Source organism: Sphingosinicella sp. LHD-64 (assembly GCF_031157375.1).
Lineage (GTDB): Bacteria > Pseudomonadota > Alphaproteobacteria > Sphingomonadales > Sphingomonadaceae > Allosphingosinicella.
On the sequence record NZ_JAVIFV010000001.1, the window covers coordinates 1,200,225 to 1,223,609 of the forward strand.

The following is a 23,385-nucleotide window of genomic DNA, read 5'->3' on the forward strand; positions in this document are numbered from 1 at the left end:
GGAAGATTTCACCCCCGTGACGGTGCAAAGACACCATGATGGAGTGCATTTTTTGCATCCACTCTCCCCTCGCCATACCGGCCGCGCTAAGCCTTGCTCATGCGCATCCTGACCGCTCTGCTGCTGTTCGCCCTCGCCCTGCCCGCCATGGCGCAGGCGCCAGTCCTGCTGCTCCGCCCCGACCGGGTGTTCGACGGTGAAAGCCGGACCGCGCACGCAGGCTGGCAGGTGCTGGTGCGCGGGGACCGGATCGCGGCGGCGGGCCCCGACGTCGCGGCCCCGGCCGACGCGCGGGTGATCGACCTGCCGGGCATGACGCTGATGCCCGGCCTGATCGAGGGTCATTCGCACCTCTTCCTGCATCCGTACAACGAGACGAGCTGGGACGATCAGGTGCTCGGCGAGCCGCTGGCGCTGCGCACCGCCCGCGCCGTTGCCCATGCCCGCGCCACGCTGATGGCCGGAGTCACCACGGTGCGCGACCTCGGCACCGAGGGCGCCGGCTATGCCGATGTCGGCCTCAAGGATGCGATCGACCAGGGCATCGTGCCGGGGCCGCGCATGCTGGTCGCGACCCGCGCGCTCGTCGCCACCGGCAGCTACGGCCCGCGCACGCCCGACCCGCAAGCGCCGCTGCTCGGCGCCGAGGAGGCGGACGGCGCAAACCTCGTCGCCGCAGTGCGCCGCCAGATCGGCGGCGGCGCCGACGTGATCAAATTCTATGCCGACTATCGCTGGCGCCCCGGCGAGCCGAGCCGGCCGACCTTCACCATGGAGGAGATGCGCGCCGCGACCGAAATCGCCCATGCCGCCGGCCGCACCGTCGCCGCCCATGCCTCGACCCCCGAGGGCATGCACCGCGCCATCCTCGCCGGGGTCGACACGATCGAGCATGGCAATGCCGGAACGGCCGAGATCTTCCGGCTGATGCGCCAACGCGGAGTCGCGCTCTGCCCCACCCTCGCCGCGACCGACGCGATCTCGCGCTATGGTGGGTGGAACGGCGCGGCGCCGGAGCCGCAGGGGGTGCGCGACAAGCGCGCCAGCTTCGCCGCGGCCCGCGCGGCCGGGGTCGCGATCTGCATGGGCGGCGATGCCGGCGTCTACGCCCATGGTGAAAATGTCCGCGAAATGGAGCTCATGGCTGATTACGGCATGCCGTTGCCTGAGGTGCTGGTCGCGGCAACGTCCGGCAACGCACGCATCTTCCGCCTTGCCGATCGGCTGGGCGCGATCCGCCCCGGCCTCCTCGCCGACCTGATCGCGGTCGAGGGCGACCCGACCCGCGACCTCGCTGCGCTGCGGCGCGTGCGGCTGGTGATGAAGGGCGGCGCGCTGATCCGCGAACCGTAACCTTCGTCGCAGGGCGGCGCGTTTTCGTCACACCGGGCTGGCCCCTGCTTCGGAGAGCCGCCATGGCCATCTCATGTTGTGGAGCTTGCCTTGAGCACCGTTGCTCATAATACCCTTCTCGCCCTGGGGCTGGATTTTGCCGGGGCCTTGCCGGGGGGACGGACGAAGAAGATGGCGTCGCAGCTGAGCCATGCGCGCTGGGGGGAAGCGATCCGCGCCACCGTGGCGCTGTGGCTGTTCGTCCTCATGATCTTCCTGCCGATCATCATCCAGCGGCACGGCAAGGAGCCGTGGACCGGGGTCGCGCTCGATTGCTCGACCATCCTCTATTCGATTGCCCTCGCGCTCGGCATGTTCGCCATTTATCGCGCCACCATCACGGTGCCGTCGCCGGCCCGCGTCCTGGTCCGCGCCGGGACGGTGATCGCGCTGGCCGCGCTCAACACCACGATGGATCTCATCTTTCAGGGCTGGGTCGCCGACCATGTGGCTGCCGCCTGGGCGTCGCTGCCGACCGACTTCGGCCGCGCCTATTCCTCCACGTTCAACTACATGCTCGTGTTCAGCGTGAACATGATCCTGTTCCACCTCAACTACACCCGGCGCGCCGGCATCGCCCGGGAACGCCGTCTCGCCGCGGCGAACAGCGCGGCCCAGGGCGCCCAGCTTGCGGCCCTGCGCTACCAGCTCAACCCGCATTTCCTGTTCAACGCACTGAACTCGGTCTCCGCCCTGATCGTCACCAAGCGCAACGACGACGCCGAAGCGATGACCGAGAAGCTGTCGCGCTTCCTGCGCCGCTCGCTCAATGCCGACCCCGCCGAGCTGATCCCGCTCGAGGAGGAGTTCGCCCTCACCGAGGATTATCTCGACATCGAAAGCGTGCGCTTCGGCGACCGCCTGATCGTGTCCGTCGACTGCGCCGATGCCGCCTGCCGGGTGCTGGTGCCGAGCTTCCTCGTCCAGCCGCTGGTCGAGAATGCGATCAAGCACGGCGTTTCCCCCTCTCGGCAGCCGGTGGCGATCGACATCGGCGCGGCGATCTCCGACGGCGCGCTCAGGATCACGGTCGCCAACGATCTGGCGCCGCCGGGATCGAACGCGGAAGATCTGGCGGACGGCGACGGGGAAGGCCTCGACAATGTCCGCCGCCGGATCGAGGCGGTCTACGGGCAACGCGTGGCGCTGACCGCCGGCGTGGCCGGCAATCGGTTCGTCGTGACCATCGCGATCCCCGAGGCGCAGCTCGCAAATTGACTTTGCCGCCCGGCTGGCGGCAAGAACCCCCTTGGTGCTTCGGCACGTCGAGGGGGAAGAGTCCATGCGCATCCTGCTGGTCGACGACGAACCGCTTGCGCTTGCCCGGCTGCGTGCCTTCTTCGACGACATCGAGGGCGTCGAGGTCGTCGGCGAGGCGTCCGACGGCAACGAGGCGCTGGCGCAGATTTCCGCGTTGACGCCCGACCTCGTCGTCATGGACATCCAGATGCCGGGCCGCACGGGCCTGCGCGCCGCCGCCGAGATGGACGTCGAGCCGCGGCCGGAGCTGATCTTCGTCACCGCGCACGAACATTATGCCCCCGATGCGTTCGAGGTCGACGCGGCCGACTATCTGCTGAAGCCGGTGCGCTTCGACCGGCTGCGCCAGGCGGTGGACCGGGCCCGGCGGCGGCGGGCGATCCGGTCCGACGCCGCCCGCGCGGCCACGCTGGAAGCCGAGGTCGAGAAGCTCAGGGAGAGCGCCGGTCCGCTGGGCGAGGACGGCTTCTGGGTGCCGGAACGGCACGGCCAGCGGCGCGTGCCGATCGAAACCATCGACTGGATCGAGGCGGCGCGCGACTATGTGCTGCTCCACACGAGCCTGCGCAGCCATTTGCTCAGGATCACGATGTCGGCGCTGGAGGAACGGCTGAAGGGCTCGCCGCTGGTGCGGGCGCACCGATCGGCCTTCGTGCGGCCGGACAAGGTGACGGAAGTGCGGCGCGCGGGGCGCTCGCTGAGCCTGATCCTCGCCGACGGCGCGGAGGTCCAGGTCGGCCCGAGCTATACGGAAGCGATCAAGGACGCGCTCGGGCTGGACGACAAGGACAAATGAAGAAGACCGGGGATCCCCGACGGAACCTCATGGGGTAGGTCCGTCAGGCGTTCCCCGGCCTCCAGCCTTGCGACACCGCGATCAGCCCAGAATCGGGGCGGTCGAGGTGGACGCAACCACCAGCATCGCGCTGACGAACATCGCCGCGAAGCAGGTGGAAAAGGTCCGGAACTTGTCCGCGATCATCGTCTTTCTTCCCTTGTCCAAACGGCCCGGTTGCCGTTGGCGAGCGGTTACGCCGCCGGGCGCCGGCTTGCGCGCAGGATGAGACGGCGGTGGCAGGATGTTCGACGAGGGCGGCGCGGAACGACGAAAGCGCCCGTCGCGGCGACGAAGAATCGGGTCAGACGAAGACGGACCACCCCGTCCGCTCGACCAGGGCCTCCAGCGCCGCGGCGCCGGCCGCGCTGGTGCCGGCGGCGTTGAGGGCCGGCGACCAGGCGGCGATCGCCCCATGGCCGGGCGCGATGGCAAGGATCCCGCCACCCACGCCGCTCTTGCCCGGCAGGCCGACGCGGAAGGCGAACTCGCCGCTGTTGTCGTAGTGGCCGCACAGCATCATCACGCTGTTGATCCGCCGGGCGCGGTGCCAGGGGCACACCGCCCGCCCCGTCACCGGATCGCGGCCGTCGAAGGCGAGGAACAAGCCGGCGCGGGCGAGCTGGCGGCAGCTCATCGCCACCGCGCATTGCCGGAAATAGATGCCGAGCACCTCCTCGACCGGATTGGAGAGGTTGCCGAAGCTGCGCATGAACCAGCCGAGGCTGCGGTTGCGCGCGCCGGTCTGCGATTCGGAAGCTGCGACCTCCTCGTCCACCGCGATGTTCCCGCTGCCTGCCTGGCCGCGGAGCAAGGCGAGCAGCGCGTCGATCGCCGCCTCGGCGGGCCCGTCGCCGATCAGCGCGTCGGTGACCACCACCGCGCCGGCATTGATCAGCGGGTTGCGCGGCTTGCCCCGCTCGTGCTCGAGCTGGACGATCGAGTTGAACGGATCGCCCGAGGGCTCGCGCCCGACCTTGTCCCACAGCTTCACGCCGACCTTCTCCAGCGCGAGCGCCAGCATGAACACCTTGGAGATGGACTGGATCGAGAAGGGCTCGTCGCAGTCGCCCGCGCCATGCACGGTGCCATCCGCGCCGGCGAAGGCGATGCCGAGCTTGTCCGGATCGACCCGGGCCAGCGCCGGAATATAGTCGGCGACCCGCCCGGCCGCGCGCTGCGGCGCGGCGACCGCCAGCGCTTCGGCGAGAATCTCCTCCATGGCGCCCCTCCCTCGCCGCGAGCCTAGAGCGGTTGGACCTCGTCGTCGATGATGAGGCGCGGGCCCGGGCCGCGGGCGTGCACGCGATCTTGCGGGTTGTAGAGCGCGCACTTCGGCAGGGAGAGGCAGCCGCAGCCGATGCAGCCGTCGAGCCGGTCGCGCATCCGCTCCAGCATCGCGATCCGCCGGTCGAGCGTGGCGCGGATGCTGCGGCTGATCCGCGTCCAATCCGCTTGGGTCGGCGTGCGGCCCTGCGGCAGGGCGGCGAGCTCGGCCTGGATCTCCTCGATGCTGAGGCCGAGCTGCTGGGCGATGCGGATGAAGGAGAGGCGCCGGATGTCCGAGCGCAGGAAGCGGCGCTGGCCGCCGCGGTTGCGCAGCGCGCTCACCAGTCCGCGCGCCTCGTAGAAGCGGATCGCCGAGACGGAGAGGCCGGTGCGCTCGGCGAGGTGGCCGATCGGGAGCAGGTCGGTCCGGGGCATGGCACCTCGCAATACTGAACCTCAAGCCAGGTTGAGGGATTGGCCCGGCAAGGTCAACAGGCTGCGCTTCTCCGCGGGAGTGGGCGGCACTTATCCGACAGCGAGAGATGGATGCCCGACGTGGATTCGAACCACGATTGACGGAGTCAGAGTCCGTAGTCTTACCGTTAGACGATCGGGCAATCGGAGGCGGGCGAAATAGGCAGACCGCGCGGGGCTGTCAACGCCGGATCGGCCTCGCCTTGCCGCCAAAACCGGCTTTGTGTACAACGGCCTCAGGTCAGGAGACGGCGGACCAAGCCACGTCTCCGAAATGAAAACATAACGAGTAACCCGTTCGATGCCGCAGCCAGCCGCCCAGGCTCACAGAGCGCCGGCCCCGGAACCGGCCCCCCTGGAAACCCCAGAGATGGTTTCCGCCGGCCCGCCGCCGCGGCGCTGGGCCTCCCGACACACCTATGGGGCGATCGATCTCGGCACCAACAATTGCCGGCTGCTGATCGCCCGGCCGACCGACGAGGGCTTCACCGTCATCGACGCCTTCTCCCGCATCGTCCGCCTCGGCGAGGGCATGGCGACGAGCGGCAAGCTCAGCGATGCCTCGATGGACCGCGCGGTCGCGGCGCTCTCGATCTGCGCCGACAAGCTGCGCCGGCGGCGCGTCAGCCTTGCCCGTTCGGTCGCGACCGAGGCCTGCCGCCGCGCCGTCAACGGCCGTCACTTCGTCGAGCGGGTGCGCCGCGAGACCGGCATCCGCCTCGAGATCATCGCGCCGGAGGAGGAGGCGCGGCTCGCCATGCTCGGCTGCCACCGGCTGCTCGAGCCGGGCGACGGGCCGGCGCTGATCTTCGACATCGGCGGCGGCTCGACCGAGCTGGTGCTGATCGACACCGACGAGGGCGAGCCGAAGATCCGCTGCTGGTGGAGCGCGCCCTGGGGCGTCTATTCGCTCACCGAGAGCGAGGGCCGGACCTTCGCCAGCGCCGACGAGCGGCTGGCCGCCTATGGCCGGATGCGCGAGCGCGTCCGCCACGCCTTCCGCCGTTTCTCCGAGCTGCTGCCGGAGACACGCGAGGGCATCCGGCTGATGGGGACGAGCGGGACCGTCACCACGCTCGCCAGCGTCCACCTCGCCCTGCCGAGCTACGACCGGCGCGCGATCGACGGCCTGATGGTGCCGACCGATTCGATGCGCGAGATCAGCACGATGATGTCGCGCATGGACCGCAACGAGCGTTCCCAGTTCCCCTGCATCGGCCATGAGCGCGCCGACCTGGTCGTCGCCGGCTGCGCGATCCTGGAAGCGATCATGGACATCTGGCCGGCCCAGACGCTGGGCGTCGCCGACCGCGGCATCCGCGAAGGGATCCTGCGCTCGCTGATGGCGCGCGACGGACACGGCATATGAGCCGCAGCGGCAGCGGGCCGCGCACGCGGGTCCGCACCGCCAAGGGGCGCCGGGTGAGCTCGACCCGCTGGCTCGAGCGGCAGCTCAACGATCCCTATGTGAAACGCGCCAAGGCTGAGGGCTATCGCTCGCGCGCCGCCTACAAGCTGATCGAGCTGGACGAGCGGTTCGGCTTCCTGAAGGGCGCGGAGCGGGTCATCGATCTCGGCATCGCGCCGGGCGGGTGGACGCAGGTCGTCCGCCAGCGGCTGCCGAAATCCGCCGTCGTCGGCATCGATCTCCTGCCCACCGACCCGATCGACGGCGCGACCATCCTCCAGATGGACTTCATGGACGATGCCGCGCCGGGCCAGCTGAAGGCGGCGCTCGGCGGCATGGCCGATCTCGTCCTCTCCGACATGGCCGCCAACACGGTCGGCCACCCCCAGACTGACCATCTGCGCACCATGGGCCTGGTCGAGGCGGGGCTGGAGTTCGCGACCGGGGTGCTGAAGCCCGGCGGCGCGTTCGTCGCCAAGGTGCTGGCCGGTGGCGCCGATGCCAATCTGGTCGCCGAGCTCAAGCGCCGCTTCGCCACCGTCAAGCATGCCAAGCCGCCGGCGAGCCGCAAGGGCTCGTCGGAATGGTATGTCGTGGCCCAGGGGTTCAAGGGCTAGCGGCGGGCCGCCCTGGCCGCGGCGACCGCTTCCCGCAGCGCGTCGTAGCCGACCGCGCCCGAGAGGATGCGGTCGCCGACGACGAAGGTCGGCGTGCCGTTGATGCCGAGATTGCGGGCGAGCTCGAAATTGCGCTGGAGCTCGGTGCGAACCTCGTCGGTGAGGGCCGGCGCGCCGAGCCCGGTCGCCTGCACGGTCGCCGCGATCGTCGCTTCGGTCGGGCGGCCGGCGGCATAGAGACGGTCGTGGAAATCCTTGTAGCGGCCGGCCCGGGCGGCGGCGAGGCTGGCGACCGCCGCCTGCTCGCTCGCCGGCCCCAGCACCGGATAGTCGCGCCAGACCAGCTTCAGCCGCGGATCCTCGCGCAGGAGCCGCGCGACGTCGGCATTGGAGGCGCGGCAATAGGGGCAGGCATAGTCGAAGAACTCGACCAGCACGACGTCGCCATCCTCTGCCCCCGCCCAGGCGCCGTGGAACGGCCGTTCCAGCGCGCTGCGATACTGGCCGACCGCGGCGCTCGCCTGGCGGGTGCGCAGCCGCTCCATCGCCTCGGGCAGGATCTCGCCGTTGTTCAGGATATAGTCGCGCACGATCTGCTCGGTCGCCGCGCGGTCCGGGGCACGGAAGCCGTACCAGGCGCCCACGGCCGCGGCACCGACCAGGATGCCGGCGAGGCCGGCGATCGCACCCGTCTTCCAGCCGGGCGCGGCGGCGCGCGTCGGCTCGGCCATCAGCGGTTCCGCCGCCGCGATTGCTCGACCGCGGCGCGCGAGGCCATCGCGATGTCCTGCGCGCGCAGCCAATCGGGTGTGCCGACCTGGAGCCCCATCATCGCCTGCTCGGCATTGGGCAAAGCGAGCTGCGGCTGGCCGGTGAGGCTGTAGCGCTCGGCAGTGGCGAGCGCGGCGCGCGGCTGATCGCCTTCGCGGTCGTAGACGATGCCGAGCTGATACCAGGCGAAGGGATTGGAATTGTCGCGCTGGACGGCGATGCGCAGCACCCGTTTGGCCTCCTCGAAATTGCCCGGGTCCTCGGTCGCGATCAGCGCATGGCCGAGCAGCGCCCCGATCAGCGGCTGATCCGGAGCGCGCGACACCGCCTCGCGCAGCGCGGTCAGCGCCTCCTGCGGATGGCCGGACTCCAGCTGGATCTGGCCGAGCAGCTCCAGGAAATAGGGATCGTGCGGGTTGTCGGTCAGCAGGCTCTGGACCTCGCCGAGCGCGCGATCCGGATGGGCAGTGCGGTGCCACGCATAGGCGCGGGCATAGCGCGCCGGCACCGATCGGTCGCTCTCGGGATAGCGGCTGAACACCTGCTGCGTCGGATCGACATAGCCGGCGAGCTTCGCCTTCACCCGCTGGAAGCGCGCCTCCAGCGCCGGATCGGTCGGGCGGTTCCAGGCCGGGTCGTTCTCGTAGATGTTCTCGAGCCGGGCGATGCGCTCCGCATTCAGCGGGTGGGTGCGCGCATAGCCATTGTCCTGCGGGATGTTCAGCCGGAATTCCAGATTCTGCAGACGACGGAAGAAAGCGAGGCTGCCGCGCCCGCTGATGCCGGCGCGGGTCAAGTAGGTCGCGCCGGCCTGGTCGGCGCTGTTCTCCTGGATGCGGCTGAAGGCGAGGAAGCGGCCCATCGCCGCCTGCTGCCCCGCCATCAGCCCGGCCATGCCCGCCTCGCCCGCGCCGGCCGCCATCGCCGCACCGGCGAGGATCAGGGACAGGATCATGATCCCGGTGGCCTGCGTCGCGCCTTCCTGGAGGCGGATGATATGGCCGCCGGTGACGTGGCCGAGCTCGTGCGCGATCACGCCCTGCACTTCATTGGCATTGTCGGCGTTGGTGATCAGGCCCGAATGCAGATAGACGATCTGGCCCCCGGCGACGAAGGCGTTGATCTCCGAATTGTTGAGCAGGACGACCTGGACATTGTCGGGGCGCAGGCCCGCCGCCTCGATCAGCGGGCGCGACATGTCGCGCAGCAGCGCCTCGGTCTCGGCGTCGCGCAGGATCGACTGGGCGGCAGCCGGGCGGGCCATCACCGCGAAGCCCAGCGCGACGAGCATGAGCAGCCGGGCAAGCAGGGTCCCCACCCTCCGGCGCCGCATCAGGGACGCTTCGGCCATTGCGTCGCTATCCCTCCCATCGCCTGAACTCCGGATGAAAGCTGAACTCCCGAAGATGCTGGCGCCGAACGCTCAGGCGCCAAAGGTCCTCTGCCACCAGCCGCGACGAGGCGATTGACTTCCCTCCTCGTCAGCGGATTCGGGTGGCGCAGTGTCAGAATCCGGTGCTTCGGACGCAGTCGGGGCGGCCGCGGCCGCCTTGGTGCGGCGGCGACGCGGCGGCGGGCCGCTGTCGTTGGCGGCCGCCGGGACCGGCTCGGCCGGAGCCGCTTCCGCCTCGACCGGCGCCGCTTCGACGGCGGGCTCGGCTTTCTTGCGGCGGCTGCGCTTCGGCTTCTCGGGCGCCGGCTCGGGCGCCGCCACGACCGGCTCGGGAGCGGCCGGCACGTCCTCGACCGGCTCTGCGGTCTCGGCCGCTTCGTCGCGCTTGCGCGCGCGGGGCCGGCGACGGCTCTTGCGCGGCGCTTCCTCGGTCACATCCTCGGCCGGCACCGGGGCCGGCGCCGCTTCGGCGACGGCCTCTTCGGCAGCGTCCTCCGCCTCCACCGGTTCGGCCGAGGCGTCGCCCTCGCCCTCCCGGTCGCGGCGACGGCCACCGCGACGACCGCGACGGCGACGGCGACGGCGCGCATCGCCGCGCTCTTCGCGGTCTTCGCGGGGGCGGTCGGCGGCGGCTTCGGCCTCCTCTTCCTCTTCGTCCTCGGCCTCTTCCTCGACGATCTCCTCGTCTTCGTCCTCGGCCTCGATCAGCGCTACCGGCGCCGGGCGCGGCCGCTCGGCCGGCGGCGGACCCATCGATTCGACCGCCATGCGGGCGCCCTCGAACGCCTCCTCGATCACGATCTCGATGGCGACGCCGTAGCGCCGCTCGATCTCGACGATCTCGTCACGCTTGCGGTTGAGCACGTAGATCGCCGCCTCGCGCCCGGCGCGGAGGCGAATGATCGATCCGCGGCCCCGCGCCGCCTCGTCCTCCAGCATGCGCAGCGCCGAAAGGCCCGCCGACGAGGCGGTGCGCATCAGCCCGGTGCCCTCGCAATGCGGGCAGGGCTTGGTCGAGGCTTCGAGCACGCCGGTGCGCAGCCGCTGGCGGCTCATCTCCATCAGGCCGAACGAGCTGATCCGGCCGACCTGGATACGCGCGCGATCGTTCTTCAGCGACTCCTTCATCGCCTTCTCGACCTTGCGGATGTGGCCGTTCGATTCCATGTCGATGAAGTCGATGACGACCAGGCCCGCCATGTCGCGCAGCCGGAGTTGCCGCGCGATCTCGTGCGCCGCCTCGATGTTGGTCGCGTAGGCGGTCTGCTCGATATTGTGCTCGCGGGTCGAGCGGCCCGAGTTGATGTCGATCGAGACCAAAGCCTCGGTCGGGTTGATGACGATGTAGCCGCCCGACTTCAGCTGCACGACCGGCTGGTACATCGCCGACAGCTGGTCCTCGGCGCCGAAGCGCTGGAAGAGCGGCACCGGATCGACATATTGCTTCACCCGCCGGACGTGGCTCGGCATCAGCAGCTTCATGAAGCTGCGGGCGTCCCTGTAGCCGCCGTCGCCCTCGACGATCACCTCGTCGATGTCCTTGTTGTAGATGTCCCGGATCGCGCGCTTGATGAGGTCGCTGTCCTGGTAGATCAACGCCGGCGCCGAGCTCTTCAGCGTGTTCTCGCGGATCTCGTCCCAGAGGCGGGCGAGATAGTCGAAGTCCCGCTTGATCTCGACCTTGGTGCGCTGGAGGCCCGCGGTGCGGACGATGAGGCCCATCGTCGTCGGCAGATTGAGGTCCGCCATGATCTGCTTCAGCCGCTTGCGGTCGGACCCGTTGGAAATCTTCCGGCTGATCCCGCCGCCGTGCGACGTGTTCGGCATCAGCACGCAATAGCGGCCGGCGAGGCTGAGATAGGTGGTGAGCGCCGCGCCCTTGTTGCCGCGCTCTTCCTTGACGACCTGGACGAGCAGCACCTGGCGGCGGCGGATCACGTCCTGGATCTTGTAGCGGCGGCGCAGATTCTGGCGCTTGCGCCGCAGCGTCTCGGCAGCGCTCTCCTCGGAGGCGCTCTCGGCCTCCTCGGCGGCGGGCGGCGGTGCGGCTTCTTCCTCGCCCTCCTCGGCCTCGCCCTCGACCTCGTCGGCGGTCACCGTCTCGGCCTCGATCGGTTCGTCCTCGGCCTCGACGACCTCGCCCTCGTCCTCACGCTCGAACTCGGCGGCGCGCAGCCGCTCTTCCTCGGCGGCGTGCTCCGCCTCCTCGCGCAGCAGCGCCTCGCGATCCTCCTTGGGGATCTGGTAATAGTCCGGGTGGATTTCGCTGAAGGCCAGGAAACCGTGGCGGTTGCCGCCATAGTCGACGAACGCCGCCTGCAGCGACGGTTCAACCCTGGTTACTTTGGCGAGATAGATATTCCCCTTGAGCTGCTTGTGCTCGGCGGATTCGAAATCAAATTCCTCGATCCGATTTCCCTTGATCACGGCCACCCGGGTCTCTTCCTGGTGGCGCGCGTCGATCAACATGCGCATGGTCATTGATGTCACTCCACGCCCGCAGCGCGGCCCTGAAAGGCCTGCCGTGTGGGCGCTCGAATATGGACGGCCGCGCGGGGCTTGTGTGCCGCGCGTCATATGTCCGGGTTGAAAGATGAAATGTCGCGTCTGCCGCCTGTGACATGCCGGTCATATATGCCGGGCCGCGCGTGCCTTCAGCCATGCGGCCGCCCGCAGGGCGGCGCATCGAGCTGGAGGAAACATGCCACATGCAGCGTCAACCTTGATGGCCGGCAGGGCGCCGGCAAACTTCCGTCGCGCCGCCTGGCCAGGATATCCGACTGTTTCGGCGCGATGACAGGCTGCTAGCACCCCCCGGGGCGGGCGGCAACCGGTCCGGCCCGTTTTTCATCTGGCCCCGAGGGGTCAGAGGCGGCAAGACAGAAGCATGACATGGTTACTGACGCTGGTTGCCGCAATCCTGCCGCTGACGGGCGGCGGCGGCAATGCGGCGGGGCGCGGCGTCACCATCGCGCTCGCGCCGGCACAGGAAGCCGCGGATGCGGGCGACCCGCTGCCGGCGGTGACGCGCGCCCGCAGCCCTGACGCCCCCTTGGTGGTGATCGACGCCGGTCACGGCGGACGCGATCCGGGCGCCGCTTCCGAGTTCAGCACCCGGCCCGAGAAGGACGTGACCCTTGCGCTGGCGGTCGCGATCCGCGACGCGCTCGCCGAGACGGGCCGCGTGCGCGTCGCCCTGACCCGGTCCGATGACCAATTCCTGGTGCTGGAGGATCGCTACGGCATTGCCCGCCGGCTCGGGGCCGATCTCTTCATCTCGATTCACGCCGATGCCGCGCCGTCGAACGACCAGGCGCATGGCGCCACCATCTACACGCTCTCCGAGGTCGCCTCCGACCGTGAGGCGGCCCAGCTCGCCGCCCAGGAGAATGCGGCCGGCCTGATCCCCGGCGCACGGCTCAGCGCCGATCCCAATGTCAACCTGATCCTGATCGACCTCGCACAGCGCGAGAGCATGGATCGCTCGGCCGAATTCGCCCGCCTGCTCTACCGCGAGGCCGGGCCGGTCTTCCCGTTTCGGCCCAATTGGCACCGTTTCGCCGCCTTCATCGTATTGAAGGCGCCCGACATCCCGTCGATCCTGTTCGAAGCCGGCTATCTCACCAACGCGCGCGACGCCGCCTATCTCCAATCCGGGGAAGGCCGCAGCCAGATCGCCGACGGCATGCGCCGCGCGATCGAGGCTCATTTCGCACGAAGGTTCCTGCGGACGGGATAAACGGAAGATTCAGGTGGCGCAGGACGGGATCGCTCCGGGCTCCGGCCGCGGTCCCTGGGCCTCGAACCAGGCGAAATAGGATTCGCTGTCCGGCAGACGCTCGAACCGCTTCAGCTCGTAGCCGACCGCGTTGAACTCGCAGACGAGCAGGCGCGGCGGGGTGCCGTGGCGGTCGGTCGAGCGGTCGGCGTCGACGACGACGATGCTGCCGCCGTTCTTGAGATCGTCCCGCAGATGCCAGAGGAATTCGAAGGGCTGTGCGATCTCGTGATACATGTGGATCATCAGGATCCGGTCGAACGAACGGTCGGGGAGCTGCGGATCGTTGGGCTGCCCGAGCTTCAGCGCGACATTGTCGAGCCGCTCGTTCTGGACGCGCTGGCCGAGCGCCCGGATCGTCTCCGGCACGATGTCCTCGGCGAGCACCCGCCCTTGGCGGCCGACCATCGGCGAGAGGCGGACGGTGTAATAGCCTTCGCCCGCGCCGATGTCGGCGATCGACATGCCGGGGCGGACCTCGGCGAGGCGCGTCACCGTCTCGAACTCGCCGACGCTGTCGCGGGCATCCTCGTCGCGATAGGCCGACGAGGTGATCGGCGCGACCGGACGCTGCGGCGCGGGAAAGGTCGCCTTCTCCTCCTGCTGGCGGCAGCCGCCGAGCAGCGCGAGGACGAGGAAGGCGGCCGCGCCACGCATCCTAGTCGACATCCTCCACCTCGACCTTCTCGCCGGTGACGCGCTGCGAGAGCGCAGCGGCCATGAACCGGTCGAGATCGCCGTCGAGAACGTCGCCCGGCGCGGTCGAGGTGACGCCGGTCCTGAGGTCCTTCACCAGCTGATAGGGCTGGAGGACGTAGGAGCGGATCTGGTGGCCCCAGCCGATGTCGGTCTTGGCGGCGTGCTGGGCGCTCGCCTCCGCCTCGCGCTTCTGCAGCTCGGCCTCGTAAATCCGGGCCTTCAATTGCTTCATCGCCTCGGCGCGGTTCTTGTGCTGGCTGCGCTGGTTCTGGCAGGCGACGATGATCCCGGTCGGCAGATGGGTGATGCGCACCGCCGAATCGGTCGTGTTCACATGCTGCCCGCCCGCGCCCGACGCGCGGTAGGTATCGATCTTGAGATCGCCCTCGTTGATGTCGATGTCGATGTCGTCGTCGACCACCGGATAGACCCAGACGCTCGAGAAGCTGGTGTGGCGCCGGGCGTTGGAATCGTAGGGGCTGATCCGCACCAGCCGGTGCACGCCGCTCTCGGTCTTGGCGTAGCCATAGGCATTCTCGCCCCTGACCATCAGCGTCGCCGACTTGATCCCCGCCTGCTCGCCGGCATGATAGTCGACCAGCTCGACCTTCATCCGGTGGCGCTCGGCCCAGCGCGTGTACATGCGCTGCAGCATCTCGGCCCAGTCCTGGCTCTCGGTGCCGCCGGCGCCGGCGTTGATCTCGATATAGGTGTCGTTGGCGTCGGCCTCGCCGGCGAGGAGCGCGGCCACCTTGTCGCGCTCCGCCCGCTCGGCCAATTCGGCGAGCGCAGTGACGCCGTCATTGACGAGCGCCTCGTCGCCCTCGGCCTCGGCCATCTCGATCAGCTCGACCGTATCCGTCAGCTCACGCTCGATCGCCCGCGTCGCGCCGATCGCCTCGTCGAGGCGCCGGCGCTCGCGCATGACCTCCTGCGCCCCTTTCGCATCGTCCCAGAGGGTGGGGTCCTCGACGCGCGCATTGAGCTCGTCGAGCCGCTTCAGCGCCCGATCCCAGTCGAGGAAACGGCGCAGCAGGTCGAGGGCGGAGTTGATCTGGTCGATGGACGCTTGCGCTTCGGCGCGCATATTGAATCCTCAGTTGACTGTGCTCACGCGACGGCGGGAGCCCAGGCGTTTCTTCATGACTGGATCCCCGCTTTCGCGGAGACACGGTCGCAACCTGAATTGCGACCTAGTAAATCCCGCCCTGACTTTGCAAGAAGTCGCTGTCGCGGCGGTCGGTGCGGACCGCGTTCTGGCGGGCGGCTTCGCGACGGGCGCCGCGGTCGATGTCCTCGCGTGTCGCGGTGCGCCGCGGCTCGCTTTCCGGCTTGAAGGCCTCCCAGATCACGGCCGCGCGCGGATCGGTGCCGGGCCACAGGCCGAAGGCGCGCCGGCCGCTGCGCCGATCGATCGGCACCATGCGGATGCCCTGCGGCGCACGGAAGGGGATCACCGGCATGCCCTCGAAGGCTTGCCTCGCGAACTGACGGAAGATCGGCGCGGCGAGCGTGCCGCCCTGGGCATAGCCGCCCATCGGCCGCGGCCGATCGAAACCCATATAGACGCCGGCGACGACCTGCTGCGAACCGCCGACGAACCAGACGTTGGTCGGGCCGGAGGTGGTGCCGGTCTTGCCGAACAGCGGCCGATCGAGATCGCGCAGGATCGTCGCGGTGCCCCGCTGGACGACGCCTTCGAGCATGTGGACGACCTGATAGGCGGTCATCGCGTCGATCACCTGGCGGGTGCGAAGGGGCGGACGCGGCATCGGCCGGCCGTTCCAGTCGGCCGCGTTGCAGCCTTCGCAGGGCCGCGTATCGGCCCGCCAGATCACCTGGCCGCGACGGTCCTGGACATAGTCGATCACGGTCGGCGTCACCGCCCGGCCCTGATTGGCGAGGATCGCATAGGCGTTGGTGAGCCTGAGCGCCGTGGTGTCGCCGGCGCCGAGCGAGATCGGCAGATAGGGCGTGCGCGAATAATCGCCGACGCCGAGCTGGCGGGAGGTGCGGATCACCCGGTCCATGCCGACCTGGTTGGCGGCGCGCACCGTCATCAGGTTGCGCGACTGTTCGAGGCCCCAGCGCATCGTCTGCGGACCGGCATAGCCGCCCGAGAAGTTACGGAAACAATATTGGCCCGGCCGGCCCTGGTTCACGCAGAACGGGCCGTCGATGATGATCGAGGCAGGCGTCATACCGCCGTCGAGCGCGGCGGCATAGACGATCGGCTTGAAGGTCGAGCCGGGCTGCCGCTGCGCCTGAGTGGCGCGGTTGAAGTCGCTGAGTCGCGAATCGAAGCCGCCCTGCATGGCGAGCACGCGGCCGGTGCCGACCTCTTCGGCAACGATGGCGCCGGAGATTTCGGGGATCGAGCGCAACGCCCAGGCACTGCCCTCCTGCTCGACCGCGACGATGGCGCCGGGGCGAAGCGCGCTGAACGCCGGCTCGCCGGTACCGCGCCGCGGCATCGAGGCAAGATTGGCGGGCAGCGTTCCGGTCCGGCCGTCGGCGAAGCCGATCTCGGCGCTGTCGCCGGACTTGGACAGGACCACCGCGGCACGCCAGTTGGGATATCCGGCGCCGAACTGCGCTGCGGCAAGCTGCGAACGCCAGTCGCCCGACAGGTCGACGCTGAGGCCCGGATCGCGCCAGCCGCGGCCGCGCTCGTAGCGGACGAGGCCGTCGCGCAGCGCCTCCTCGGCCGCCTGCTGCATCCGGGGGTCGTAGGAGCTGCGCACCCACAGGCCGCCGGCATAGACGCTGTTCGGATGCTCCGGATCGGCGGTGGCGCCGAACCGCTCGATCAGCTGGCGGCGGATCTCCTCCATGAAATAGCCGCCGACATTGCTCACTGCCTCCTGGCCACCGCGCACCGTGCCCAACGGCTCGCGCATCGCCGCGTCGCGCTGGGCCGCGGTGATCCGACCGTTGCGGGCCATTTCGCCCAGCACCCAATTGCGTCGTTCCACCGCGCGCTCGGGATGCCGGACGGGATCATAGTTGCTCGGTGCCTTGGGCAGCACGGCCAGATAGGCCACTTCAGGTAGTGTGAGTTCGTCGACGTCCTTGTTGAAATAGGCCCGTGCCGCCGCCTGCACGCCATAAGCGTTCCGACCCAGGAAAATCTGGTTCAGATAAAGTTCGAGGATCTGTTCCTTTGTCAGCGTCGATTCGATGCGGCGCGCAAGAAAGAGTTCGCGAATCTTGCGGGTGTAGGTCACCTCGTTGGTCAGCAGCAGATTCTTGGCGACTTGCTGTGTGATCGTCGAGGCGCCGACCGGCCGGCCGTCGCTGGTGAGATTGGTGAACATCGCGGTGATGATCCCGGGGATGTCCACGCCCGGATGGCTGAAGAAGGTGCGGTCTTCCGCCGAGGTGAAGGCATCGATGAGCTGCTGCGGATATTCCTCATAGGTGAGCTGCACGCGCCGCTCGCGCGCAAAGGTCTGGACCGGCTGGCCGCTCACGTCGCGCACATAGGTGGGCAGGGCCGGCTCGTAGTTGAGCAGCGATTCGGCCGACGGCAGGTCGCGCGCGAAGATCGCCCAGAGCGCGAAATAGCCGAGGATCGGCAGCGCCAGCAGCACCGCGAGCACCTTCACCCAGCGCTTTCGCCATGCGGAAGAGACCGCTTCGCCGAAACGGCCGAACCGACCGGCACTGCGGGTCAGGGTGATACGCTCACTCGAAAGATCGGCATTCATTGGTGGGGATGTAGCGGAACGGGCGGGACGCGTGAAGCACGACCGGTCGCATTCGCCCGACCAGAGGATCGGCGGCGATCAGCCCGTCTTTTGCCGGGCGAGATCCGCCGGGCGAGCGCCTTGCCCCACGTAAGCGCCGATCAGGCGCTCGGCCGATTTGATGAAGGTATGGCTCGGCCCCTGCGAGCCGAAAATCTGGTGGGCGCTGTAGGCGCCCTCGATCAGGAGCAGCAGGCCGTCGCCCAGGCCCTCGGGATCGTCGATGTCGAGCCGGCGGGTGATGCCGACGATCAGCTCGCGCAGCTCCGCCTTGCAGCTTTCCGCAATCGCGCGGCCGGGATTGTCCTCCTCGGGGAACTCGACGGCGGTGTTGGACATCGGACAGCCGCGGAAACCCGGCTCGCTCATCTCGTCGGCATAATGGCCGATGATCGCACGCAGCTCGTCGAGCGGCTGCCCGCCGGCCCGCGCGATCCGCACCATCAGCGCGTCCTTGCCTTCCTCGGCATAGGATTCGAGGCAGGCCGCGACGAGATCGTCCTTCGACGCGAAACTACGATAGAGGCTCGGCTTGGTCACGCCGGCCGTGCAGACGATCTCGTCCACCCCGACCGCGCGGATGCCGCGCTGGTAGAACAGCTGCTGGGCGGTCTCGAAGATGCGAGTCGCCGCATTCTTCTTGGGTTCACAGCAACCCTCTTCCGCCTCTGAAACCTGCTTTTTCTGCCGCATTGCAAAAAATTTTCCTGAATGGCTCTTGACTAAATGTAACTGAACGGTACGTAACACGCAAGAGACGTACCGGTCTGTTACATTTATGTGATGCGGTATGTACTGAATTCAAGGAGGAAAGCCATGGCATACCGCGATTTCGCGGAGCCGTTCGTGCCCGCGCTGGACATCGAGTCGCGTTCGGGGGACGAAAACCAAGCTCCATTCGAATCATCCGAGCTTCAGGTCATCGCGCTCGCCGTCATCGAAGCCGAGCGTCGGCTGCTTCAGCCCAACCGGCTGGGGCGGTTCCTCGCGCGCTGGTTCGGATTCCGTGTCGCGACACCGCTCGCCAATTCCCGGCTCGAGGCACTGCGCCGCTTCGCCCTGCTTGCGAGGCAGACCGGCGGACGGCCGCCGGTCGCCGAGACCGAGCGCTTCCTCGCCGCCGGTTTCTCCACCTTTCAGGCGGTGACGCTGCTGCGCCGCGCCCTTCCCCTTTCCGCCCGTTGACGGAGCCAGCCCCATGTATCTCTCTTCTCCCCAGGACCAGCGGAGCACGCCGATCGATCCGCCGGCGGACGCGGCCGTCGCCCTGCCCTTCTGGCGCCGATCGCCGCGCGTCGGCGGGATCGCCGCGATCCTCGTCGCCGCCCTGCTCGCCTATGTCGGGCTGCAGGTCTTCGGCGGCAACGAGGCCAAGGCCGATGCGCCGCCGACCCCGACCGTCACCGTCGCCCAGCCGATCCAGCGCAACGTCGTCGAATGGGACGATTATTCCGGCCGGTTCGAGGCGGTGCAGTCGGTCGAGATCAGGCCGCGCGTCTCCGGCCAGCTCCAGTCCGTCCATTTCCGCGACGGCGAGACGGTGCGTGCCGGCCAGCTGCTCTTCACCATCGATCAGCGGCCGTTCCTCGCCGCATTGAACGAGGCTCGCGCCCGCGCCCAGGCGGCGCGCACCGCGCTCACGCTGGCGCAGAGCGAGTTCGCCCGCGCCTCGGCGCTCACCGACGACGAGGCGGTGTCGCGCGAGGAGGTCGATACCCGCCGCGCCGCCGTCGCCTCGGCCCAGGCCCAGGTCGCCGCGGCCGACGCGGTCGTCCAGCAGCGCGCGCTCGACCTCGACTTCACCCGCATCCGCGCGCCGCTGACCGGGCGCATTTCGGACCGCCGCGTCCACCCGGGCAATCTCGTCGTTGCCAACGAGTCGATGCTGACCACCGTCATGTCGCTGGATCCGATCCATTTCGTGTTCGACGGATCGGAGGCGCTGTACCTGCGCTCGCTGCGCAACCGCGACGCCAATGGCAGCGGCGCACAGGAGGTCGAGATCCGCCTGCAGGACGAGGCCGACTATAACTGGCGTGGCCGGGTCGACTTCACCGACAATGCAATCGCCGCCGATTCCGGCACGATGCGCGGCCGCGCGGTGATCGCCAACCCGAACGGCTTCCTCGCCCCCGGCATGTTCGGCAACATGCGCCTCGCCTCCGGCGGGGAACGGCCGGCGCTGCTCGTCCCCGACGCCGCGGTGATGACCGATCAGGCGCGCAAGATCGTGCTGGTGGTCGCCGCCAACGGCACCGTCGAGGCCCGCCCGGTCCAGATCGGCGCCCGCATCGGCACGCTGCGCACTATCCGCTCGGGCCTCAGGCCCAGCGACCGGGTGGTGGTCGAGGGCGTGCAGATGGCCCAGCCCGGCGCCCGCGTGAACATCCGCATGACCCGGGTCCAGGCCCCGGCGCAGCAGGCCGCCCAGGCCGCGGCCACGCCCGATCTGGCGCCCGCCGCCTCACAGGCGACGCTTGCCAACTAACCCCTAGCGGCCGCCTCTCCCTTCCGCCCCACCCCGGGAGAGGCGGCCGCAACGAAAGACAGAACGATGCGCCTCAGCCACATCTTCATCCGGCGGCCGATCTTTGCCGCGGTCATCGCGATCGTGATCACGATCGTCGGCGCCTTCGCCTATTTCACCCTGCCGATCTCGCAATATCCGGACGTGGTGCCGCCGACCGTGACGGTCAGCGCCACCTATCCGGGTGCCTCGGCGGAGACCGTCGCCGACACCGTCGCAGCGCCGATCGAGCAGGAGATCAACGGCGTCGACGACATGCTCTACATGTCGAGCCAGTCGACCGGCGACGGGCGGCTCACCATCACCGTCACTTTCCGCCTCGGCACCGATCTCGATACCGCGCAGGTGCTGGTCCAGAACCGCGTCGCGCTCGCCACGCCGCGCCTCCCCGAGGAAGTCCGGCGCCAGGGCGTCGTCGTGCGCAAGACCTCGCCGTCCTGGCTGATGGCGGTCAACGTGCTGTCGCCCGACAACTCGCTCGATCGCGCCTATGTCTCCAACTACACGCTGACCCAGATCCGCGACCGGCTGACCCGCGTCGACGGCATCGGCGACGTCCAGATCTTCGGCGGCCGCGACTATGCGATGCGGGTGTGGATCGATCCGACCCGCGCCTCCCAGCTCGGCCTCACCGCCGGCGAGATCGTCCAGGCGCTGCGCGCCCAGAACGTCCAGGTCGCCGCCGGCACGATCAACCAGCCGCCTTATGACAGCGGCGGCGCCTATCAGCTCAACGTCGAGACCCAGGGCCGCTTCGACCAGCCCGAGGAGTTCGCGCGTATCGTCATCAAGACCAGCCCGGACGGGCGGGTGACGCGTCTTTCCGACGTCGCCCGGGTCGAGCTCGGCGCGGAGGATTACGGCGTCAACGCCTATCTCTCCGGCCAGGATTCGATCATCATGGGCATCACCCAGCGGCCGGGCACCAACGCGCTCGCCGCGATGCAGGGCGTGCTCGACGAGTTGGAGGCGGCCAGGGCGAGCTTCCCACGCGGCCTCGACTATCGCGTCATCTGGAACCCGACCCAGTTCATCAGCGACTCGATCAGCGCGGTCAGGATGACGGTGATCGAGGCAATCGCGCTGGTCGTGATCGTGATCCTCGTCTTCCTGCAGAGCTGGCGCGCCGCGATCATCCCGATCGTCGCGATTCCCGTGTCGCTGATCGGCACCTTCGCGGTGCTCGCCGGCCTCGGCTATTCGCTCAACACCCTGTCGCTGTTCGGCATGGTGCTGGCGATCGGCATCGTCGTCGACGACGCGATCGTCGTCGTCGAGAATGTCGAGCGGAACCTGGAGCATGGCCTCACCCCGCGTGAGGCGGCGTTCCGGTCGATGGACGAGGTGTCGGTCGCGCTGGTCGCGATCGTGTTGGTGCTCTGCGCCGTGTTCGTGCCGACCATGTTCCTGACCGGCATCTCCGGCGAATTCTACCGCCAGTTCGCGGTGACGATTTCGGCCGCGACCCTGATCTCGCTGCTGCTCTCGCTCACCCTGTCGCCGGCGCTCGCCGCCCTGCTGCTGCGGCCCAAGAGCACCGCAGTGCCGACCCGCGGCTGGCGGCGGCTCATCCATGCCGGCGCCGAGCGGTTCAACCGCGGCTTCGAGGCGCTGAGCGCCTGGTACGGCCGGGTGACCCGCGTGCTGCTGGCCCGCCCGAAGCGGACGCTCGCCGCCTATGCCGGCCTGATCATCGCCACCGGCGTGCTGTTCTGGTCGACCCCGACCGGCTTCATTCCGCCGCAGGACCAGAATTATGCGCTGGCCGTCGTCCAGCTCCCGCCCGGATCGGCGATCGATCGGACCGATCGGGTGCTGCGCGAGGTGAGCGCGCGGCTGAGGGAAGTGCCCGGCATCAACGAGGCGGTGATGTTCGCCGGCTTCGACGGCGCCTCGCAGACCCAGGCGTCGAACGCCGGCGCGGCCTACGTCACCTTCGATCCCTATGAGGAGCGCGCCGGCAACGGCCGCACCGAGCAGGCGATCATCGCCGACATGCGCGCCGCGGTCGCCGACATCGACGAGGCGATGGTGCTGGTGATCGGCCCGCCGGTCATCCAGGGCATCGGCAACGGCTCGGGCTACCGGATGATGGTCCAGGGCCTCGCCGGCCAGAGCCCGCACGAGCTGGAGCAGGCCGCGGGCGGCCTGATCGGCGCCGCCAACCAGACGCCGGGCCTCACCCAGATCTACACCCTGTTCAACACCGCGACGCCACGCATCTATGCCGACATCGACCGGGTGAAGGCCGACATGCTCGGCGTGCCCCCGGCCCGCGTGTTCGAGGCGCTGCAGGTCTATCTGGGCTCGGCCTATGTGAACGACTTCAACCTGCTGGGCCGCACCTTCCGGGTGACCGCCCAGGCCGACACCCGGTTCCGCGACGATCTCGCCGACATCCGCCAGCTCGAGACCCGCTCCAATTCCGGCCGGATGGTGCCGATCGGCGCGGTCGCGAACTTCGAGGACCGGACCGGCCCCTATCGCGTCACCCGCTACAACCTCTTCCGTGCGATCGAGGTCGATGGCGAGACGGCGCCGGGCTATTCCAGCGGCCAGTCCGTGGCGGCGATGGAGCGGCTCGCGGCCGATCTGCCGCAGGGTTTCCGCGGCGAATGGACCGACATCGCCTTCCAGCAGAAGGCCGCCGGCAATGTCGCCGCGATCGCCTTCGGCATGGCGGTGGTGTTCGTCTTCCTGGTGCTCGCCGCCCAGTTCGAGAGCCTGATGCTGCCGCTGTCGGTGATCCTGATCGTGCCGATGACGCTGCTCGCCGCGATGGCGGGCGTCAACCTCCGGGGCATGGACAACAACATCCTGACCCAGATCGGCCTCATCGTGCTGATCGGCCTCGCCGCCAAGAACGCGATCCTGATCGTCGAGTTCGCCAAGCAGGCGGAAGATCGCGGCCTCGGCCCGATCGACGCGGCGATCGAGGCCGCGCGGATCCGGCTTCGCCCGATCCTGATGACCAGCTTCGCCTTCATCCTGGGCGTGCTGCCGCTGGTCACCGCGACCGGCGCGGGCGCGGAGCACCGCCAGGCCCTCGGCACCGCCGTCTTCTTCGGCATGATCGGCGTGACCTTCTTCGGCCTCGTCTTCACGCCGACCTTCTACGTCGCCTGCCGCACGCTGGCCGACCGGCTCCCCTGGCGCCGCCGGGACCCGGAGCCGGCGCCCGTCCTGCAGCCGGCCGAGTGAGGAGTTTCTGAC

The 23,385-nt window shown here is 69.1% G+C and carries 18 protein-coding genes and 1 tRNA gene; 9 read left to right on the forward strand and 10 right to left on the reverse strand.

The features are described 5' to 3' along the window. Positions 1-99 precede the first annotated feature (99 nt). From RCO27_RS05810 to RCO27_RS05820, 3 genes are all read left to right on the forward strand, one after another. Positions 100-1,353 carry an amidohydrolase family protein gene (locus tag RCO27_RS05810; RefSeq protein ID WP_309001687.1) on the forward strand — a complete coding sequence of 418 codons (1,254 nt, stop codon included), beginning with the start codon at positions 100-102 and terminating at the stop codon, positions 1,351-1,353. 171 nt (positions 1,354-1,524) lie between these two features. Continuing rightward, entirely contained in the window at positions 1,525-2,610 is a 1,086-nt protein-coding gene (locus RCO27_RS05815) for a histidine kinase (protein ID WP_309001688.1), read from the forward strand. A gap of 34 nt (positions 2,611-2,644) precedes the next feature. After that, entirely contained in the window at positions 2,645-3,448 is an 804-nt protein-coding gene (locus tag RCO27_RS05820) for a LytTR family DNA-binding domain-containing protein (RefSeq protein WP_309001920.1), read from the forward strand. A 343-nt stretch (positions 3,449-3,791) separates the two neighbouring features. Here RCO27_RS05820 and RCO27_RS05825 read toward each other — a convergent pair whose 3' ends face one another. From RCO27_RS05825 to RCO27_RS05835, 3 genes are all read right to left on the reverse strand, one after another. Then, positions 3,792-4,709 (reverse strand): glutaminase, encoded by a 918-nt coding sequence (locus RCO27_RS05825; RefSeq protein WP_309001689.1) that lies wholly within the window; start codon positions 4,707-4,709, stop codon positions 3,792-3,794. A gap of 23 nt (positions 4,710-4,732) precedes the next feature. Next, a complete protein-coding gene (soxR, locus tag RCO27_RS05830; RefSeq protein WP_309001690.1) occupies positions 4,733-5,191 on the reverse strand; it encodes a redox-sensitive transcriptional activator SoxR in 459 nt (152 codons plus the stop codon). A 108-nt stretch (positions 5,192-5,299) separates the two neighbouring features. Beyond that, positions 5,300-5,373 (reverse strand) — tRNA-Gln (locus RCO27_RS05835). A gap of 227 nt (positions 5,374-5,600) precedes the next feature. Here RCO27_RS05835 and RCO27_RS05840 point away from each other — a divergent pair. Together RCO27_RS05840 and RCO27_RS05845 are read left to right on the forward strand one after the other, a co-directional pair. After that, positions 5,601-6,599, forward strand: coding sequence for a Ppx/GppA phosphatase family protein (locus RCO27_RS05840; RefSeq protein ID WP_309001691.1), 999 nt, complete (start codon positions 5,601-5,603; stop codon positions 6,597-6,599). Beyond that, complete coding sequence (locus RCO27_RS05845) at positions 6,596-7,255, forward strand: RlmE family RNA methyltransferase (RefSeq protein WP_309001692.1); 660 nt, start codon at positions 6,596-6,598, stop codon at positions 7,253-7,255. The genes RCO27_RS05840 and RCO27_RS05845 overlap by 4 nt, the downstream gene beginning before the upstream one ends. Here RCO27_RS05845 and RCO27_RS05850 read toward each other — a convergent pair. The 3 genes from RCO27_RS05850 to RCO27_RS05860 all read right to left on the reverse strand — a co-directional run bounded on the left by RCO27_RS05850 (position 7,252) and on the right by RCO27_RS05860 (position 11,900). Next, positions 7,252-7,986: a DsbA family protein gene (locus tag RCO27_RS05850; protein ID WP_309001693.1), complete on the reverse strand. Its 735-nt coding sequence runs from the start codon at positions 7,984-7,986 to the stop codon at positions 7,252-7,254. The genes RCO27_RS05845 and RCO27_RS05850 overlap by 4 nt on opposite strands. After that, a complete protein-coding gene (locus RCO27_RS05855; protein ID WP_374990355.1) occupies positions 7,986-9,377 on the reverse strand; it encodes a M48 family metalloprotease in 1,392 nt (463 codons plus the stop codon). Before RCO27_RS05855 ends, RCO27_RS05850 begins: the two co-directional genes overlap by 1 nt. Before the next feature lie 72 nt (positions 9,378-9,449). Then, the gene (locus RCO27_RS05860; RefSeq protein WP_309001694.1) at positions 9,450-11,900 is read right to left on the reverse strand and encodes a ribonuclease E/G; all 2,451 of its coding nucleotides are present in this window, start codon (positions 11,898-11,900) and stop codon (positions 9,450-9,452) included. A gap of 406 nt (positions 11,901-12,306) precedes the next feature. Here RCO27_RS05860 and RCO27_RS05865 point away from each other — a divergent pair, with 406 nt between their 5' ends. Next, on the forward strand, positions 12,307-13,158 hold the full coding sequence (locus RCO27_RS05865) for an N-acetylmuramoyl-L-alanine amidase (protein WP_374990356.1): 852 nt from the start codon (positions 12,307-12,309) through the stop codon (positions 13,156-13,158). A 9-nt stretch (positions 13,159-13,167) separates the two neighbouring features. On the opposite strand, the gene RCO27_RS05870 is transcribed toward RCO27_RS05865, so the two are convergent. The 4 genes from RCO27_RS05870 to RCO27_RS05885 all read right to left on the reverse strand — a co-directional run bounded on the left by RCO27_RS05870 (position 13,168) and on the right by RCO27_RS05885 (position 18,338). Then, positions 13,168-13,854, reverse strand: coding sequence for a methyltransferase domain-containing protein (locus RCO27_RS05870; RefSeq protein ID WP_309001695.1), 687 nt, complete (start codon positions 13,852-13,854; stop codon positions 13,168-13,170). A 1-nt stretch (position 13,855) separates the two neighbouring features. Continuing rightward, positions 13,856-14,983 carry a peptide chain release factor 2 gene (gene prfB, locus RCO27_RS05875; protein ID WP_309001696.1) on the reverse strand — a complete coding sequence of 376 codons (1,128 nt, stop codon included), beginning with the start codon at positions 14,981-14,983 and terminating at the stop codon, positions 13,856-13,858. Positions 14,984-15,089: 106 nt separating this feature from the next. Continuing rightward, positions 15,090-17,606 carry a PBP1A family penicillin-binding protein gene (locus tag RCO27_RS05880; protein ID WP_309001697.1) on the reverse strand — a complete coding sequence of 839 codons (2,517 nt, stop codon included), beginning with the start codon at positions 17,604-17,606 and terminating at the stop codon, positions 15,090-15,092. Between the two features lie 78 nt (positions 17,607-17,684). Continuing rightward, positions 17,685-18,338: a TetR/AcrR family transcriptional regulator gene (locus tag RCO27_RS05885; RefSeq protein WP_309001698.1), complete on the reverse strand. Its 654-nt coding sequence runs from the start codon at positions 18,336-18,338 to the stop codon at positions 17,685-17,687. Between the two features lie 123 nt (positions 18,339-18,461). Here RCO27_RS05885 and RCO27_RS05890 point away from each other — a divergent pair, with 123 nt between their 5' ends. From RCO27_RS05890 to RCO27_RS05900, 3 genes are all read left to right on the forward strand, one after another. Further along, positions 18,462-18,830, forward strand: a complete 369-nt coding sequence (locus RCO27_RS05890; RefSeq protein WP_309001699.1) for a hypothetical protein — start codon at positions 18,462-18,464, stop codon at positions 18,828-18,830. 13 nt (positions 18,831-18,843) lie between these two features. After that, positions 18,844-20,133, forward strand: coding sequence for an efflux RND transporter periplasmic adaptor subunit (locus tag RCO27_RS05895; RefSeq protein WP_309001700.1), 1,290 nt, complete (start codon positions 18,844-18,846; stop codon positions 20,131-20,133). A gap of 66 nt (positions 20,134-20,199) precedes the next feature. Next, on the forward strand, positions 20,200-23,373 hold the full coding sequence (locus tag RCO27_RS05900; RefSeq protein WP_309001701.1) for a multidrug efflux RND transporter permease subunit: 3,174 nt from the start codon (positions 20,200-20,202) through the stop codon (positions 23,371-23,373). The last annotated feature ends 12 nt before the right edge of the window (positions 23,374-23,385 follow it).